The organism is Woeseia oceani (assembly GCF_001677435.1).
Lineage (GTDB): Bacteria > Pseudomonadota > Gammaproteobacteria > Steroidobacterales > Woeseiaceae > Woeseia > Woeseia oceani.
The window spans coordinates 2,797,297-2,814,454 of sequence record NZ_CP016268.1; the positions used below are offsets into that span (position 1 = coordinate 2,797,297).

Annotated in this window: 17 protein-coding genes; 14 read left to right on the plus strand and 3 right to left on the minus strand. The window is 59.8% G+C overall.

Annotated elements, in window-relative coordinates; genetic code table 11:
- Nucleotides 1–8: 8 nt before the first annotated feature.
- On the minus strand, nucleotides 9–296 hold the full coding sequence (gene gatC, locus BA177_RS12585) for an Asp-tRNA(Asn)/Glu-tRNA(Gln) amidotransferase subunit GatC (protein ID WP_068616726.1): 288 nt from the start codon (nucleotides 294–296) through the stop codon (nucleotides 9–11).
- A 133-nt stretch (nucleotides 297–429) separates the two neighbouring features.
- Between gatC and BA177_RS12590 the strand changes: the two genes are divergently transcribed.
- From BA177_RS12590 to lipB, 10 genes are all read left to right on the plus strand, one after another.
- Nucleotides 430–1,473: a rod shape-determining protein gene (locus BA177_RS12590; RefSeq protein ID WP_068616727.1), complete on the plus strand. Its 1,044-nt coding sequence runs from the start codon at nucleotides 430–432 to the stop codon at nucleotides 1,471–1,473.
- Between the two features lie 80 nt (nucleotides 1,474–1,553).
- Nucleotides 1,554–2,450: a rod shape-determining protein MreC gene (mreC, locus tag BA177_RS12595; RefSeq protein ID WP_082990092.1), complete on the plus strand. Its 897-nt coding sequence runs from the start codon at nucleotides 1,554–1,556 to the stop codon at nucleotides 2,448–2,450.
- Nucleotides 2,443–2,931, plus strand: coding sequence for a rod shape-determining protein MreD (gene mreD / locus BA177_RS12600; protein ID WP_068616729.1), 489 nt, complete (start codon nucleotides 2,443–2,445; stop codon nucleotides 2,929–2,931). The genes mreC and mreD overlap by 8 nt, the downstream gene beginning before the upstream one ends.
- A 12-nt stretch (nucleotides 2,932–2,943) precedes the next feature.
- Nucleotides 2,944–4,842: a penicillin-binding protein 2 gene (mrdA, locus tag BA177_RS12605; protein WP_068616731.1), complete on the plus strand. Its 1,899-nt coding sequence runs from the start codon at nucleotides 2,944–2,946 to the stop codon at nucleotides 4,840–4,842.
- Between the two features lie 43 nt (nucleotides 4,843–4,885).
- A complete protein-coding gene (gene rodA / locus BA177_RS12610; protein WP_068619319.1) occupies nucleotides 4,886–5,968 on the plus strand; it encodes a rod shape-determining protein RodA in 1,083 nt (360 codons plus the stop codon).
- A gap of 97 nt (nucleotides 5,969–6,065) precedes the next feature.
- Complete coding sequence (mltB, locus tag BA177_RS12615; RefSeq protein ID WP_197493018.1) at nucleotides 6,066–6,971, plus strand: lytic murein transglycosylase B; 906 nt, start codon at nucleotides 6,066–6,068, stop codon at nucleotides 6,969–6,971.
- Nucleotides 6,907–7,788: a septal ring lytic transglycosylase RlpA family protein gene (locus tag BA177_RS19025; protein ID WP_082990093.1), complete on the plus strand. Its 882-nt coding sequence runs from the start codon at nucleotides 6,907–6,909 to the stop codon at nucleotides 7,786–7,788. Before mltB ends, BA177_RS19025 begins: the two co-directional genes overlap by 65 nt.
- Before the next feature lie 78 nt (nucleotides 7,789–7,866).
- Complete coding sequence (locus tag BA177_RS12625; protein WP_068616739.1) at nucleotides 7,867–9,006, plus strand: D-alanyl-D-alanine carboxypeptidase family protein; 1,140 nt, start codon at nucleotides 7,867–7,869, stop codon at nucleotides 9,004–9,006.
- 13 nt (nucleotides 9,007–9,019) lie between these two features.
- The gene (locus BA177_RS12630) at nucleotides 9,020–9,289 is read left to right on the plus strand and encodes a YbeD family protein (RefSeq protein WP_068616742.1); all 270 of its coding nucleotides are present in this window, start codon (nucleotides 9,020–9,022) and stop codon (nucleotides 9,287–9,289) included.
- 32 nt (nucleotides 9,290–9,321) lie between these two features.
- A complete protein-coding gene (gene lipB, locus BA177_RS12635; protein WP_068619321.1) occupies nucleotides 9,322–9,966 on the plus strand; it encodes a lipoyl(octanoyl) transferase LipB in 645 nt (214 codons plus the stop codon).
- On the opposite strand, the gene murU is transcribed toward lipB, so the two are convergent.
- Together murU and BA177_RS12645 are read right to left on the minus strand one after the other, a co-directional pair.
- Nucleotides 9,939–10,610 carry an N-acetylmuramate alpha-1-phosphate uridylyltransferase MurU gene (murU, locus tag BA177_RS12640; RefSeq protein WP_068616745.1) on the minus strand — a complete coding sequence of 224 codons (672 nt, stop codon included), beginning with the start codon at nucleotides 10,608–10,610 and terminating at the stop codon, nucleotides 9,939–9,941. The two genes, lipB and murU, sit on opposite strands and share 28 nt — an antisense overlap.
- 5 nt (nucleotides 10,611–10,615) lie before the next feature.
- Entirely contained in the window at nucleotides 10,616–11,629 is a 1,014-nt protein-coding gene (locus tag BA177_RS12645; RefSeq protein ID WP_068616748.1) for an aminoglycoside phosphotransferase family protein, read from the minus strand.
- A 173-nt stretch (nucleotides 11,630–11,802) separates the two neighbouring features.
- Between BA177_RS12645 and BA177_RS12650 the strand changes: the two genes are divergently transcribed.
- From BA177_RS12650 to rsmA, 4 genes are read left to right on the plus strand one after another with little or no spacing between them, the layout of a single operon-like run.
- Nucleotides 11,803–14,004, plus strand: coding sequence for an LPS-assembly protein LptD (locus BA177_RS12650; RefSeq protein ID WP_197493019.1), 2,202 nt, complete (start codon nucleotides 11,803–11,805; stop codon nucleotides 14,002–14,004).
- A 48-nt stretch (nucleotides 14,005–14,052) separates the two neighbouring features.
- Nucleotides 14,053–15,354, plus strand: coding sequence for a peptidylprolyl isomerase (locus BA177_RS12655; protein ID WP_068616754.1), 1,302 nt, complete (start codon nucleotides 14,053–14,055; stop codon nucleotides 15,352–15,354).
- Nucleotides 15,355–15,403: 49 nt separating this feature from the next.
- Nucleotides 15,404–16,369 (plus strand): 4-hydroxythreonine-4-phosphate dehydrogenase PdxA, encoded by a 966-nt coding sequence (pdxA, locus tag BA177_RS12660; RefSeq protein ID WP_068616756.1) that lies wholly within the window; start codon nucleotides 15,404–15,406, stop codon nucleotides 16,367–16,369.
- The gene (gene rsmA / locus BA177_RS12665) at nucleotides 16,370–17,140 is read left to right on the plus strand and encodes a 16S rRNA (adenine(1518)-N(6)/adenine(1519)-N(6))-dimethyltransferase RsmA (protein ID WP_068616758.1); all 771 of its coding nucleotides are present in this window, start codon (nucleotides 16,370–16,372) and stop codon (nucleotides 17,138–17,140) included.
- Nucleotides 17,141–17,158: the final 18 nt, after the last annotated feature.

Below are 17,158 nucleotides of genomic sequence, written 5' to 3' on the forward strand. Positions count from 1 at the left end.
CGCCATGACTATTCGATTACTTTGGGAACGAGGTACAGACCGTCCTGCACAGCGGGTGCATTCGCCTGGATTTGCGCCCGCGCATTCGGCTCTGTCACCACATCAGCGCGCAGACGCTGACCCTGGTTCAAAGGATGCGCCATGGGAGAGACATTGCCGGTATCGGCAGCGCCAAGCTGATCGACGAAATCGACGATCCGGGAGAGTTTGTCCGCCACATCGTCTACTTCGCTTTCGGCCAGTCGCAGCCTTGCCAACATCGCGATGTGCTGAACCTGATCTTTACTGAGTGACAACGGAGAACCTCAGGATTGCCTTGCGGCAGTAGTGCTGAATTTGGGCGGTCGCAATGATACACGCCGTCTTGCTCAATGTCCTGCGCATTGTTAGATTACAAAGTTAATCTCTGTCGCGGAACCTTCCCCCAGCATGCTCAAGAACATTTTAGGTTATTTCTCGAACGATCTGTCGATCGATCTCGGGACCGCCAACACGCTCATTTACTCCCGCGGACACGGCATCGTACTGGATGAACCGTCTGTGGTTGCCATACGCGAAGACAGCGGCCGCGGTGGCCGGGTGGTCGAGGCGGTGGGCATGGAAGCCAAAAACATGCTGGGCCGTACGCCCGGCAACATAACGGCCATTCGGCCGCTGAAAGACGGCGTAATTGCTGACTTCACCGTAACCGAGAAAATGCTGCAGCATTTCATCCGCAAGGCGCACGGCACACGGTATTTCCGGCCCAGCCCGCGGGTGCTGATTTGCGTCCCCTACGGCTCTACCCAGGTCGAACGACGCGCTATTCGTGAATCCGCAGAAGGGGCCGGGGCTCGCAAGGTCCACCTGATTCCCGAGCCCATGGCAGCAGCGATAGGTGCCGGCATGCCGGTCCACGAAGCGCGCGGCTCCATGGTTCTCGACATAGGCGGTGGCACCTCAGAAGTGGCGGTAATTTCCCTTAACGGCATCGTATACGCGGCATCGGTGCGTATCGGCGGCGATCGCTTCGACGAGGCCATCACCAATTATGTACGCCGCAACTACGGCATCCTCATTGGTGAGGCAACCGCCGAGCGCATCAAACATGAGATCGGCTCGGCCTTCCCGGGCCAGGAAGTGCTGGAAATCTCGGTCAAGGGTCGCAATCTGTCAGAAGGCGTACCGCGCAGCTTTACGCTGAACAGCAACGAGATACTGGAAGCCCTGCAAGAACCCTTGCAAGGCATCGTCGGCGCGGTCAAGGAAGCCCTGGAGCAAACGCCACCGGAACTGGGTGCCGACGTGGCAGAACGCGGCATCGTCCTCACCGGCGGCGGCGCGATGTTGCGCGAACTGGACAAGTTACTCATGGAAGAAACCGGATTGCCCGTCATTATCGCGGATGACCCGCTCACTTGTGTCGCTCGTGGCGGCGGTCGGGTGATCGAGCTCATCGACGAGCAAGGTCCGGCCGTCTTCGGCCTTGAATAGGTGCATGCACTGCTGCGCCCCGCCCGCCGTGCAGCGTCTAACCCTGCAGCCCGGCGACTGACCCTGCGCGGACCACGCTGATGGCTTCCGCGCGCACCGACAACCAACATCGATCCAGCCGAACGCCGGCCCTGGGCTTGCGCTGGTTGCTGCTCGCCGGCCTGAGCATCCTGCTGATGATCGTCGACCAGCGCCAGCAACACCTCGACGCCGTGCGCAAGGCCATCAGCGCCGCGGTGTACCCGCTGCGGGTGCTCGTCGATGCGCCGGTTTCCAGCTGGCACTGGCTGCAGAACACGACGGCCGATCGCAATGATCTGCTGCTGGAAAACAGCCGCCTGACCGCCGAGCGCCTGTTGACCCACGCTCGCCTGCAACGCTATGCGGCACTTGAGGCCGAGAACGCGCGACTGCGGGCAATGCTGGAAGCGACGCCGCGCATGACCGATCGGGTACGCGTTGCCGAAATCATGTCGGTCAGCAGTAACCCCTATCGCCACTCCATCGTGATCGACAAAGGTGAACGCGACGATGTCTACGACGGTCAGGCGCTGATCGATTCCGGCGGCGTTGTGGGCCAGGTCATCGAGACGGGGCTGTTGTCGTCGCAGGCCCTGTTGATCAGCGACCCCGACCATGCGCTGCCCGTGGAGGTCAATCGCACGGGCTTGCGTACGATTGCGTTCGGCACTGGCGAATACGATCGACTCGACCTGCAGTACCTGCCCAATAATGCCGACATCGAGGTTGGTGATCTGTTGGTCACCTCCGGCCTCGGCGGCGCATTCCCGGCTGGCTACCCCGTTGCGACCGTCGTGAAAGTGGAGCGCATTCCGCAGGAACCGTTCGCGCAGGTGTCGGCCAAGCCGACCGCCGCACTGAACCAGGTGCGCGAAATCATGCTGATCTGGTCATCGGCCACGCCCCCAAGCGAAGCAGAGGCAGAAGAAACAGAGGACGTTGAAGACGATGGCTGAGCGGCAGGCAATCAGACGCGTCCCGGTACTGATCTCGATCATCGTTGCGATGATGCTCGCTATCGCCCCACTGCCTGAGTCCTTCGAACCATTCCGCCCGGACTGGGTACTGCTGATACTTATATATTGGACAATGGCATTGCCACGCAATTTCAGCGTGGGCAGCGCCTGGATCACCGGACTCGTGCTGGATGTCGCACAAGGTACCCTGCTCGGACAGCACGCACTGGCGCTGTCGGCCGTTGTGTTCCTGACCGTGCGTTTTCATCTGCAGTTGCGCGTATTCCCACTGTCACAGTTGACGATCACGGTCGCCGCACTCATCGGCTTGTACCAGTTTATCCTGTTCTGGATTAACGGCGTCGCCGGGATCAGCACCGACAGCGTGCGCTTCTGGGGCCCGGTCGTATCGGGAACCTTGCTGTGGCCACTGGTCTACTTGTTGTTCGGCACGGTGAGTTATCGCCGCCGCTCCTCCTAGCAGACTGACACCATGGACCTGATCTCACCCATCAAGGACCACCACTCGGAACGGCGCATGTTCGCTGGCCGGGTGGTGCTGTCCGCCGTTATCGGCACGATTTTGCTGGGCACGGTCATCAGCCGGCTGGTGCAATTGCAAATTATCGACCATGAGCATTTTGCCGAGCAGTCGCATGGCAACCGGATTCGCTTCGAAGCCATACCGCCAACGCGCGGCCTGATCTTTGATCGCAACGGCAAGGTGCTGGCCGAGAACCTTCCTGCCTACCAGCTCGAACTGATACCCGAGCAGGTCCGCGACCTCGACGTCACCTTGCAGAAGCTGGCGGAGCTTGGGCTGATCGATGCGGAAGACATTCCGCGCTTCAAAAACCTGAGCCGCCGCGGCCCGCGATTCAAACCGGTCACCTTGCGGTTTCGACTGACGGAGAAGGAAATTTCCAACTTTGCGGTGCAGCGCCCGCGGTTTCCCGGCGTGGACTTCAGACCGCGACTGGTCAGGCATTACCCGCACGGCAGCAGCGTTGCGCATGCTCTCGGTTACGTCAGCGCCATATCGACCAGCGACCTGAACAGGCTCGATGCAGCGGCGTATGCCGGCACGGCGCACACCGGCAAGTCAGGGGTTGAGTACTTCAATGAAGACCGCCTGCACGGCCAGCCCGGCCACCGGCAAATCGTGACCAACGCGCGCGGGCGTCAAGTCCCGGCCGACTCCCGCGAGCTGTCGCAGGCGCTGGTCGAAGGCGAAGCGCCTACGCCCGGCATAAACCTGCATCTCAGCATCGACCTCGAACTGCAAAAGCTGGCAAGTCGTGCGCTTGAGGGGCAGCGCGGCTCGATTGTCGCTATCGATCCGCGCAATGGCGAAGTGCTGGCACTCGTCAGTGCGCCGGCGTTTGACCCGAACTCGTTTGCGCTGGGCATGTCGCCAACCGAATTCCGCTCCTTGCAAACCGACCCGAATCAGCCGCTGTTCAACCGCGCCGTGCGCGGCAACTACCCGCCCGGTTCCACCATCAAACCGATGCTGGCTCTGGCGGCCCTCGCCACCGGCGCCACCAATCTTACCCGGCGCACGATGTGCCGCGGCTATTACACTTTGCCCGGCAGCACCCACCGTTACCGTGACTGGCGGCCCGAAGGACACGGCGAACTTGATTTGCACGGTGCAATCGCCGAATCCTGTGATGTGTACTTCTACGAGATCAGTCGGGACATTGGCATCGACGTCATGCACGATTATTTGACGGCCTTCGGTCTCGGCAGTGCCAGCGGACTGGACATGGTGGGTGAGTTGCCAGGACTCGTGCCTTCACGCGAGTGGAAACGTGGTGCATTCAGCACGCGGGCCGATCAGGTCTGGTTCCCCGGTGAAACGGTCATAGCGTCAATCGGTCAGGGCTACATGCTGGCAACGCCGTTGCAGCTCGCCAATGCGACGGCCGCATTGGCCATGCGCGGCCAACGTTTCCGCCCACACCTGGTCACCGCTGTCGAAAACCCGCTGACCGGCGAGCGCACGGCTGTCGATCCGGTAATCGAATCGGCGGTCGAGATCGACAACGATTTTTACTGGGATAGCGTGATCAACGCGATGCACGACGTCCTGCAAGGGCCGAAAGGCACCGCGCGTGCGGCCGGTCGTGGCGCCGAATATTCGATGGCCGGAAAAAGTGGCACTGCCCAGGTGTTCACTGTCGCGCAAGAAGACGAATACGATGAAGAAACCATCGCCGAGCGGTTGCGCGATCACGCGCTGTTCGTGTCGTTTGCGCCACTGGAGGAACCCAGAATTGCGGTGGCCGTTGTGATTGAAAACGGCAGCAGTGGTTCGCGCGTCGCCGCTCCTATCGCCCGACAGATCATGGATCAATACCTCGGATACAGCACTGATGCGATTCAGTGACACCCAGCGACTGATCGAACGCAAGGCGGCGCCGCTTGGCGACATGGCTCGCTTGCTGCGCAATGTGCATATCGATGGACCGCTGCTTGGCGGCCTGCTGCTCACCTGTGGCTTCGGCCTGGTCGTGCTTTACAGTGCGGTTGGAACCAACATGGACCTGTGGGTATCGCAATGTGTACGGCTCGGCGTTGCCTTGTGTGCACTCATTATGGTTGCCCAATTGCCGCCCGACGTACTGCGGCGATGGTCGTTCTGGGCCTATGTGTCGGGCCTGGTTTTGCTGACCATGGTGCTGATCCGCGGCGAAGTCGGTCAGGGTGCGCAGCGCTGGCTGGATATCGGCATACGCTTTCAACCCTCAGAGATCATGAAACTCGCCGTGCCGATGATGGCCGCAGCCTATCTGCACCAACGCACGCTACCGCCGCGCGCGGGGCATTTGCTGGTCGTTGGCGCATTGATCGTGCTGCCGGCCGTCATGATCGCCAAACAACCGGATCTGGGTACGGCGTTACTGATCGCTGCATCAGGTTTTCTCGTACTTGTCCTTGCCGGCATGTCGATACGTTTAATGTTCATGCTCGGACTGTTGTCCATACCGGGTGCGATGGTGTTGTGGAACTTCATGCAGGACTATCAGCGGCAACGCGTCCTTACTCTGCTGAATCCCGACTCCGATCCGTTGGGCGCCGGCTACAACATCATTCAGTCGAAGATTGCAATCGGTTCAGGTGGCTTGTTCGGCAAGGGCTGGACCAACGGCAGCCAGGCGCAGCTTGAATTTCTGCCCGAACGCGACACCGACTTTATCTTTGCCGTTATGGGCGAAGAGCTGGGCTTACTGGGCGTACTGACGTTGCTGGGCTTGTACGTATTTGTTATCGGCCGTGGCATGTACATTGCCATGCAAGCACGCGACTCCTACTCCCGGCTGCTGGCCGGCAGCATCAGCCTGACATTTTTTGTCTACGTTTTCGTCAATACGGCAATGGTCACAGGGCTGGTACCGGTTGTTGGGGTGCCGTTACCGCTGGTCAGTTTTGGCGGCACGTCCATGGTGACCCTAATGGCCGGATTCGGTATTCTCATGTCCATTCACACGCACCGAAAATTGCTCCCGCACTGAGGTATTACTCATTAACACTGCAACACGACTCATCGTCGCCGCACTACTTGCCTCTGCACCTGCAGCCGCTTTTGCTATCGATACCGAGCGCGCCGATGTGCGCGACTTTATCGACGAGATGGTTGCGGAGTACGACTACGACCGGACGACTCTGGTCAAAGTGCTTGCCGGTGCGGAATCGAAGAGCGCAATCATCGACGCCATCAGTCGACCGGCGGAACGCACCCTCACCTGGGGCGATTACCGCAAAATTTTCATGACTCCGGAACGCATACAGGCTGGCGCCGATTTCTGGCGCGAGCACGATGCGACCTTGCGACGCATCAGCGCCGATACCGGCGTGTCGATCGAAATCCTTGTAGGAATCATTGGCGTGGAAACCTTCTATGGCCGCATCACCGGCAACTACCGGGTTGTGGACTCGCTTTCCACGCTGGCGTTCGATTACCCGCCGCGTGCCAAATTTTTCCGTCGCGAGTTGCAGCAATTTCTATTGCTGGTGCGCGAAGAAGGCATGGATGCAAACGATGCGACCGGCTCGTACGCCGGCGCAATGGGAGCCCCGCAGTTCATGCCCAGCAGTTTCCGCGCTTATGCCGTTGATGCCAGCGACGACGGCAAGCGCGATATCTGGTCAAACTGGACAGACGTCATAGGCAGCGTCGCCAATTATTTCGTCCGTCACAAGTGGCAGCCACAACAAGAAGTTGTCACGCGCGCCACACTGGCCGATACCTGGAACGGCGCCGCGCCCGACAATTCCCTCAAGACCACCGATACGGTTGCCTCGCTTCAGAGCAGTGGCGTGCAGTTTGCAACCGCACTGGACGACGATGCGGACAGTGCACTGCTGAAACTGGATGGCGACGGTGGCGACGAATACTGGGTCGGGTTCCACAATTTCTTCGTCATTACCCGCTACAACCGGAGCGTGATGTATGCGCTCGCGGTACACCAGCTGGGCCAGGAAATCGCGCTGGAAGTGCACAATGCAGCTGGCTGACTGGCGCAAGATTGGCACCCTGCTGCTGATCAGCGGGCTCAGCGCGTGCGCGAACCGACCTGAGGTCAGACCGGATACTGACAGCGGCCCCCGCGCCGGGTCCGCCGTACCGCGGACACTGCCGAGTGACCCTGTGCCGCGCGCAGAACCGGCCAGTCGTTACGGTAACGGCCCGATTTACGAGGTTTACGGCCAGCCGTACAAGGTCCTGGCCAGCAGCCATGGCTACAAGGAACGCGGCGTCGCCTCGTGGTACGGCAGAAAGTTTCACGGACGAATGACCTCCAGCCAGGAACCGTACGACATGCATCAGCTGACGGCAGCCCACAAGTCCCTGCCGTTGCCGACGTACGTCAAAGTGCGGAATCTGAAGAACAACAAGACCGTGATCGTACGGGTCAACGACCGCGGACCGTTCGTCGACAACCGCATCATCGATCTGTCGTACGCGGCAGCACGGCGTCTGGACATGGTGAACGACGGCACCAGCCTGGTCGAAGTGACCGCGATCAGTTTTGACGATCCGGCGGAACCGGCGACGGTGGCCGCCAGCCCCGGCGAATTGCCAGCGGCCGGCTCGGCCAGCAAGGTTTACGTGCAGGTCGGTGCCTTCGGCGAGCGTGACAATGCCGAGCGCCGCTACCGGATGCTGAACGGTCAGGGTATCGGCAATGCATTCGTACACCGTGACGAGACCAGCGATCCTGAGTTGTACCGGGTTCGGATAGGCCCGATTGATGATGTTGATCAATACGATGCCGTGGTCGCCCAATTGCAACGCCTGGGAATTTCGGACTCGCACATTGTCACGGAATGAACGAACGCCACGCAGTCGTGTCCCAAGCGAGCAAGTGACGTTACAATAAGCGGCTTTTAGCTATCCGCGACCGATACTATGCCCGTTCTCTCCAAGATTCTGCTCAGCCTGTCCCTGTTTATCGCCTTGCCACTTAGCGCGGCAGAACTGCCGGTGCCCTCACCGCCCGTCATTGGCGCGAAGAGTTACCACGTCATTGACAGCCAAACCGGCAGCGTAATCGCTACGCTGAATCCGGATGAACGGCTGGCGCCAGCAAGTCTGACCAAGCTGATGACCGGCTACGCGGTATTTCGTGCTCTGCAGGAAAATCAGTTGCGCCTCGACGATCAGGTGACAATCAGCGAGAAAGCCTGGCGGACACAGGGCTCGCGGATGTTCATCGAGGTCGGCAAGCGGGTTTCGGTTGAGGACCTGCTGCTCGGCATGATCGTCCAATCGGGTAACGACGCGAGCGTAGCACTGGCCGAACACGTTGCCGGTACGGAAGCCGTGTTCGCCGAGGTGATGAATCGTTATGCCGCGCAGCTCAAGATGCGTGGCACCCAGTTCAAGAACGCCACGGGCTTGCCGGATGAAGGCCACTACACAACGGCACGCGACATGGCGACGTTGGCTCGCGCGGTTGTTCGCGAGTTTCCGGAGTATTACCGCTGGTACTCCGTGCGGGAATTTACCTTCAACGACATTACTCAAAGCAATCGCAACTCGCTGCTGTGGCGTGACGAGAGTGTCGACGGCATGAAAACCGGGCACACCGATGACGCAGGTTATTGCCTGGTCTCCTCTGCCGTGCGCGATGGCATGCGTATCATCGCCGCTGTCATGGGCACCGCCAGCGCCAAAGCCCGGGTTGACGGTAGCCAGGCATTGCTGAACTACGGTTTCCGTTTCTTCGAAACCCGCTTGCTGTACGAAGCCGGCACCGAAGTCACCTCCGCCCGGGTGTGGAAATCGGCGAATCAATACTCAAAGCTGGGTGTATCGGAAGACCTCTACATTACGGTGCCGCGCGGCAGTTACGACAAACTGGAGTCTGTGCTGAATATTCCGAGCATGCTGGTCGCGCCAATCGCGCAGGGCCAGCCGGTTGCTGAATTGCAGATCAGCCTGAACGGAACCGCCCTGATGAAGGAACCATTGCGGGCGCTGGGCGAGAATCCGACCGGCTCAATCTGGCAGCGCGCGAGCGACAGCGTGCAGTTGTGGTTCGAATAGAGCGGCAGCGGAGATGAGCGACGAGAAACCGTCACTGCTGGAATTTCCCTGCGAATTCCCCATCAAGATGATGGGGCGGGACAGTGCCGAGTTCCAGACTACGGCGCGCCGTATTGTCGAACAGCATGCCGGACCTGTCAGCGACGAGGCCATTCGCACTTCACCGAGTCGCAACGGTCGGTTTATTTCGATAACCATCACCATCGATGCGGAAAGTCAGGCGCAACTGGATGCCATATACATCGACCTCAGCGCACACGATGACGTTCTTGTAGCGCTGTGAGTGCCGTAGCCAGCTCGCAGGAAACCCTGCCCATGACGATCCGCTCATTGGGCAGGCAAGATTACGAGCCACTGTGGCGGGCGATGCAGGCTTTGACCAACGTCCGCAGCGCGGCGACGGCCGACGAGATCTGGTTCACTGAGCACCCACCGGTATTCACGCTGGGCCTGAATGCCAGTCGCGAGCACCTGTTGGCGCCCGGAGACATTCCGGTGGTGCAAATAGACCGGGGCGGCCAGGTGACCTACCACGGACCCGGCCAGATGATGATCTACCCTTTGCTGGACATTCGCCGCGCCGGCATTGGTGTTCGCCCCCTGGTCACCGCCCTGGAGCGTGCCGTCATCCGCCTCGCCGCCGATTTTTCGATCGTTGCCGAATGCCGCGCAAACGCGCCTGGCGTGTACGTCGGCGAGAAAAAGCTGGCGAGTGTCGGCCTGCGAATTCGCCGCGGTGCCAGCTATCACGGCATGGCGCTTAATATTGAGGCCGATCTGGAACCGTTTTCGCGGATCAACCCCTGTGGCTATCAGGGTCTCGAACTGGTCAATTTGCGGGAGCTAGGCGTAACGACCCCGTACGCTGAACTGGAGTCGCGCTTGCTGCAGCATTTGCTGGCACAGCTGGATCTAAGCGATCGGCAATTGAACTACGTGCCGTCGCTGCCGACCTCCTGAAGCCGGGCACTCAACGCCGCCAGGCGTTCCGGCGTGCCAATGTCCGCCCACAAGCCGTCGTAGACTTCGCCGCTCAAACGACCTTCGTCAGCGGCTTGCTGCAACATCGGTGCAAGTCCGAACCGCCCTTGCGTACAGCCCGCGAAGAACCGCGGGCGGTAACAGGCAATACCACTGAAGGTGTAAGGCCGTACGCTGCCGTTACGCACCCGGCCGGCCTCCAGTGAGAAGTCGCCGTTATCACGATAGCCGGGGTTGGGTACCAGCACCAGCTGCGCGTCGATGTCCTCCGCGAGGGCCGGCACGACGAAAGGCCAGTCGCACACGATATCCGCATTGACGACCCAAAACGGCTCAGTGCCCAGCAGCGGCAACGCGCGATGGACGCCGCCGCCCGTTTCCAGCAACGCTGCGTACTCCGGGCTGTATACAACCTGCAATCCGTACTGCCGGCCACTGCCGACCCGTTCAACGATTTTCTCACCCAGCCAACCGGTGTTGATCACAACGTTTACGATGCCGGCAGCTGACAGTTGGCGCAAATGCCGTTCCAACAAGCTCACACCGTTGACTTCCACCAACGCTTTCGGCGCTGTGTCCGTCAGTGGTCGCAATCGCTCACCGCGGCCGGCTGCCAGCAGCATCGCTCTCAAGCGGCAACCTGCAAGGCGGGCAGACAACGATCCCGCACAAGTTCGTGCAAAAAGCCGAGTTCCGCGTAGCGACCTGCCACTTCCGTGATGTAACTGAGGGTCAGCGGGATATCGGCGAGATAAGCGGCCTTTTGGTCGCGGTGATTAAGCCTCGCGAAGATACCCGCCGCTTTCAAATGTCTTTGCACGCCCATCAATTCAAAAGCGCGCATGAACGCCACTTCATCGAAGGCCGTTGGTAAACGCTCACGTACCAGGCCATAGAATGAAATTGCGTGCTGCTCAACTTCAGCCGCGGGTCGACGCACGTAGCAGTCCTTGAGCAACGAAACGAGGTCATAGGTCAATGGGCCATTCACGGCGTCCTGGAAGTCGAGCATGCCAGGGTTGCCCTGTTCGCAGTGCATAAGGTTGCGCGAGTGGTAGTCGCGGTGCACGAACACGCGCGGCTGCGCAAGTGCGGATTCGATCAGAAAATGGCAGGTGTCGTTCCAGCGATCTTCATCGTCGGCCGTGAACGACAATTGCAAATGGGTCGCGCACAACCAGTCGCGAAACAAGGCCATTTCATCGCCCAGCAATGACGAGTTGAAGACCGGCAAGCGCTGCTGGTAACTGACGCCCTTGTCTTGCAGGGTATCCAACGCAGACATCGCATCCCGATAAAGATCACCCGCACGCTGCGGCGCACTGTTCAGCGTGTGCAGGAATTGCCGGTCGCCGAGATCCGTCAGCAACAAGTAGCCGCATTTCAGGTCTTGGGCCAACACGCGCGGGCTGTTCAGGCCGATCTCGGCGAGCCAGGCGGCAATCCGGACGAACGGCTCGCTGTCTTCCAGTGCCGGTGGCGCATCCATCGCGATATAGCGCTGCCCGGCGCTGTGGACACGAAAATAGCGACGAAAACTCGCGTCTGCGGATGCGGTGGTCAGCTCATCGACCGCGATTCCGGCACCGAACCGCAGCCAGTGCAGCAGCTCGTCTCGTCGTGTATCTGTTTCTTCGGGCAACGCGATAACCTCAATTTGGCGGCTTAATGCTCCCTCGATTTTCGCATTGCGAGGCGGGAGAGCCTGAGCGAAGGTATCAAATCGCCATACCGGTTGACATATTTTATGCGTAACATATTGTCCCGGTTCGCGATTAGCGCGACTGGCCCTGCATACGAAGCTGCCGACACTTGTTGAAATACTCACCACTCTCTGCCGTAGCCGTGCTGCTGCTGCCTGTCACGGGCACTGCCCAGCAGGCGCCCGTCTGCAATCTGCCCACGACGGAACAGCCGGCGCTGCCGGCGACCGAGAACCCCGCGCCGGGCGAGGAAACACTCGTTATTGAAGCCGGCAAGATAGAGGCAACACTGGGTGACCGGCCGCAGGCTTCCATGAGTGGCGGCATGCGCATCAGCAGCGGCAACCGCAGTGCCGGAGCCGACACGGCAGTGTACGACCCCGACAGCCTGGCATTGCTGCTGGACGGCAATGTCGAATACCGCGACCCGAACACCAACATCAGCAGTGACTCAGCCGTGTTCTCTTACGCAGGCGGACAAATCATTTTCAACGGTGCCGAATTCCAGCTTGGCCTTAGCGGATCCAGGGGAGCCGCCGAGAAAATTGCCATTAGCCAGGAAGGCACCCTGAGCCTGGACGAAGTCAGTTACACCACCTGCCCGCCCGGCTCCAACGATTGGCTGTTGCAGGCAGCCGATATTGATTTGGACACCAGCACCGGCGCCGGCACTGCGCGAAATGTGAAGCTGCGGTTCCAGGGTGTTCCGATCCTGTACACGCCGTGGTTGTCATTCCCGCTCGGCGATGCACGCAAGACCGGCTTGTTAACCCCGGAGATAGGCAGTGCCGGACGCAGTGGCAATGAAATCAGCCTGCCCTGGTACTGGAATATCTCCAATAACTACGATGCAACATTGACGCCGCGGCTGTTGACCGACCGCGGAATCCAGTTAGGCAACGAATTTCGCTACCTTACAGAACGTCACGAAGGCATGTTGCAGGTTGAATACCTCGCCGACGATGCCTTGTACAACGACAGCCGCCATTTGCTGTCCTACCAGAACAAGAGCCAATTCGCGAACGGCTGGCGCAATCGAATCGACTTTCGGCAAACCTCCGACAGCCAGTTTTTCGAGGACCTTGGCGGCAGCCTTAGTGCATCGAGCATTACCCATCTGAACAGGTCGCTGAGTTTCGACTATTACGGTGAGAATTGGTCGTTCCTCGGTCGCGTACAGGATTACCAGACAATTGACGACGCGATTGCCGCGGACGATGAGCCCTACCAGCGCTTGCCGCAAATGCGCGTACAAGGCCTCTGGCCAAACCAGGCACTGGGCTTTCGCTACAGTCTGGACAGCGAACTCGTGTACTTCGATCGCGACGTTGGCGTAACCGGCTGGCGGCTGGACGCAACACCGCAGGTCGAGTGGCCGGTCGAGCGTTCTGGCTGGTTTGTAAACCCGTCGCTCGCGGTGCGCCACACCAGTTACGAACTGGACAACACACTGCCGGGTCAACGTGACAACGCCAATCGCACCTTGCCAATCGCCAGTATCGATACCGGGCTGATTCTGGAACGGCAGGTCAAGAGCGGTGGCAACCTGATCCAGACACTCGAGCCGCGCATGCTGTACGTGCACATTCCCTACCGCGACCAGGACCATTTGCCGGTGTTTGACACGATCACGCCCGACCTGAACCTGGTACAGCTCTACCGACCCAATCGGTTTCTTGGCGCCGATCGTGTGGCCGACACGGATCAGCTCAGTATCGGTGTGACCTCCCGCATATTGAATACCAGCAGTGGCAAGGAACTGATTTCCGCCACCATCGGTCAGGCTCGCTTTCTCAGCTCGCAGGGCGTACGACTGCCTGAGCAGGCGATCGACGCGACCGCCTCATCCGACTACATCGCCGAGATGCGCTTTCTGTTGCACGACAACCTGAATTTTGATGTAGGCCATCAATGGGGCAAGGGTGAGGATGCAACGACGCAGTCCGAAGCACGACTGCAGTACCGGCCATCCAGCGACCGCATCGTCAATCTCTCCTACCGCTTTCGTCGCGACTCACTCGAGCAGGGCGATATTTCCTGGTCGTGGCCGTTGTCGGAACGCTGGCGATTCGTCGGTCGTTACAACTATTCGCTGCGCGACGACAAAGCACTGGAACAATTCTACGGTCTCGAATTCGAAAGCTGTTGCTGGGGTTTACGGCTGGTCTCGCGGCGGCATATTTCCACTCGTGACGGAACCCAGGATTCGTCCATTGGTCTGCAACTGGTACTAAAAGGAATGACCAGTTTGGGCACGGCCGCGGACAAGCTACTTGAACGTGGTATTCTTGGCTACGAGCCAGAGCTGCGCTGACCAGTGCCTTGCAAGCGTCACTAAAACCACCCTGCTAAGACTTATTTTATGTTAAAAATCAATTGCTTAACTGCATCCCTGTTCTTGTTGTCCAGCACCCTGACCGGCGCCGCGGAACCGCTCTCGGAATCCGGCGAAATGCTGGACGGCATTGCCGCCATTGTTAATGAAGGCGTGGTACTGAAGAGCGAACTGCAGCAGCAAACAGCCGCCATTCAGCAACGCGCCGCGGCAGAAAACCTGAGCCTGCCACCGGAGGACGTATTGCAGGAGCAGGTCTTGGAGCGCCTGGTTCTGGAGCAGATCCAGTTGCAACGCGCGAGCCGCTTCGGCATCCAGATTTCCGACCAGATGGTGAATGCGGCCCTGGCCCGGCTCGCACAACAGAACGGCATTCCCTTTGAGCGTTTGCCCGAAGTAATGGCGGCGGACGGCATCGATTACGCGGCCTACCGTCGCGACATCCGCAAGCAGCTCACGCTGGAGCAATTGCGCCAAATAGACGTTATCGGTCGCATCACTGTTGCACCGCGTGAAATCCAGCAGTGTGTTGCTGAGCTGGAAAACAACGTGGTCGGCAACTCTGAGTACAATCTCTCGCACATCCTGATTTCCGTGCCAGAAGCGGCCACTGCTGAACAATTCGCCGCTGCAGAAGACAAAGCGCAGGAAGTCTACGAAGCGCTGCAAGACGGGGCTGACTTCGGTGAAATGGCGGTGCGCTATTCGGACAGTGAGACCGGCCTCGAAGGCGGGCTCCTCGGCTGGCGCAAAGGCGATCAGTTGCCCACCCTGTTTTCCGATGTCGTCGGCGATCTCACTGCCGGCGAATTCTCGGCGCCGATTCGGGCAATCAGTGGCTACCATTTGGTCAAGATCAACGAACTGCGCAGCGCAATACAGAAAAGCGAAATCGAGCAAATGCACATTCGCCACATTCTGATTTCCACCAACGAATTGATTGACGACGAGACCGCAAAACAGCGGCTTGAAGACGCCGCAGAGCGCATCCGCAACGGCGAAAACTTCGACGAGTTAGCCAAACTGATGTCGGACGACCCGGGCTCGGCCGCAGACGGCGGTGACATGGGCTGGAAAGGTCCGGGCACTTTCGTTCCCGAGTTCGAACAGGCAGCGCAAAACGCAGAAATCGGTGAAGTGACCGAACCGTTTCGCACCCGGTTTGGCTGGCACATTCTGGAGGTACAGGGCAAGCGCACTTACGACAACACCGAAGACCTGAAACGAAGTAACTGCGTCCAACGCGTGCAAAACAGCAAACTCGCCAACGAATCGGAACTGTGGTTGCGCCGTATTCGCGATGAAGCCTACGTCGACACGCGCATCTGATTTCGGCAGTGTGCCGCGTCCCGGGCACCGCCCAACTGAGTACTGAATAATGACTGCTGCCCCGCTCGCGGTTACGGCTGGCGAACCTGCCGGCATCGGCCCGGACTTATGTGTCGCGCTCGCGCAAACACCGTTCGCTTCGAAACTGGTCGTCATCGCCGATCCCGCTTTGCTTGCAGAGCGTGCGCGTATGATGCATCTGCCATTGTCCATAGCGATCGCCGGAGAAGCGGCCGGCAGCGGCGACGCATGCCTGACCGTCGTACCCCAATCCCTGCCAAACCCTGCCGCACGTGGCACACCCGACCCGGCCAATGCGCGAACCCTGCTTGCTGGCCTGCGCACAGCCGTCGAAGGCTGTCAAAGCGGTCGCTATTCAGGCCTGGTAACCGGGCCGTTGCAGAAAAGCGTGATCAACGATGCCGGTATACCGTTCAGCGGCCACACCGAATACCTGGCTGAACTGACCAACACGCCGATGCCGGTCATGTTGCTCGTAGCGGACAAACTGCGAGTGGCATTGGCCAGCACGCACATGCCGTTGTCGCAGGTACCGGCGTATATCACCGGCGAGCGGCTGCTCGCGGTAATACGTGTCCTGCACAAAGACCTGCAAACCCGCTTTCAGATCGCGAACCCGGAGATTGTCGTTTGCGGCTTGAACCCGCACGCAGGCGAAGGCGGCCACCTCGGCCACGAAGACCGTGACGTCATACTCCCGGTCGTTCAACACTGCCAGACTGACGGCATGAACATTCGTGGACCGCTGCCGGCCGACACCGCCTTTACACCGGCGGGTGGCCACGCGGATGCCGTGCTGGCCATGTTCCATGATCAGGGCCTCCCGGTACTCAAGTACGCCGGCTTTGGCCACGCAGTGAACGTCACGCTGGGCTTGCCGATTGTACGGACCTCCGTTGATCACGGCACCGCTCTTGACCTCGCCGGCAGTGGGCGCGCTGACCCCGGCAGCATGCTGGCAGCCGTTGAACTTGCGCTGCATATGGCTTGCTGAATGCACCGGCACAAGAAACGATTCGGCCAGCATTTTCTGCACGATCCCGGCGTCATCGGCGATATCGTCTCGGCTGTCACACCAACGCAAGACGATGTGGTTGTTGAGATCGGACCGGGCGAAGGCGCTATTACAACCCCCATTGCGCGACTCGCCGGTCACTTGCACGTCGTGGAATTCGATCGCGACCTCGCGAAACGACTGCGACAACGGTACGCCGATAGCGACCGCGTGACCGTGCACGAAGCGGACGCCCTGAAATTCGACTTTGCTTCGCTGGGGCACAATCTGCGCATAGTCGGCAACTTGCCGTACAACATTTCCACGCCGCTGCTGTTTCACTTGCTCGAATGCCGTACACACATCCAGGACATGCACTTCATGTTGCAAAAGGAAGTCGTGGATCGTATGGCTGCCGAGCCCGGTGGCCGGGATTTCGGCCGCTTGACCGTCATGCTTGGCTGCGCGCTGCAGGTTGTACACCTGTTCGATGTGCCGCCGACGGCGTTCGAGCCGCCGCCGAAAGTCATGTCGGCAGTCGTTCGCCTCGCACCGTTGCCGGAAGGCACATTCAACCTCAGCGATCACAAGACCCTCGCCGCATTGGTTGCTCAGGCCTTCAGCCAGCGGCGCAAGACCATACGAAACTCACTGCGACAGCGGGCGAGTGAAGCCGAACTGCAGGCGGCTGGTATAGACCCTGGCGCGCGCCCGGAACAGATCCCTGTTTCCGCCTGGATCGACCTTGCAAACGCTCTCGCCGGGACCTGAGCGCCGCCGGCAACGATA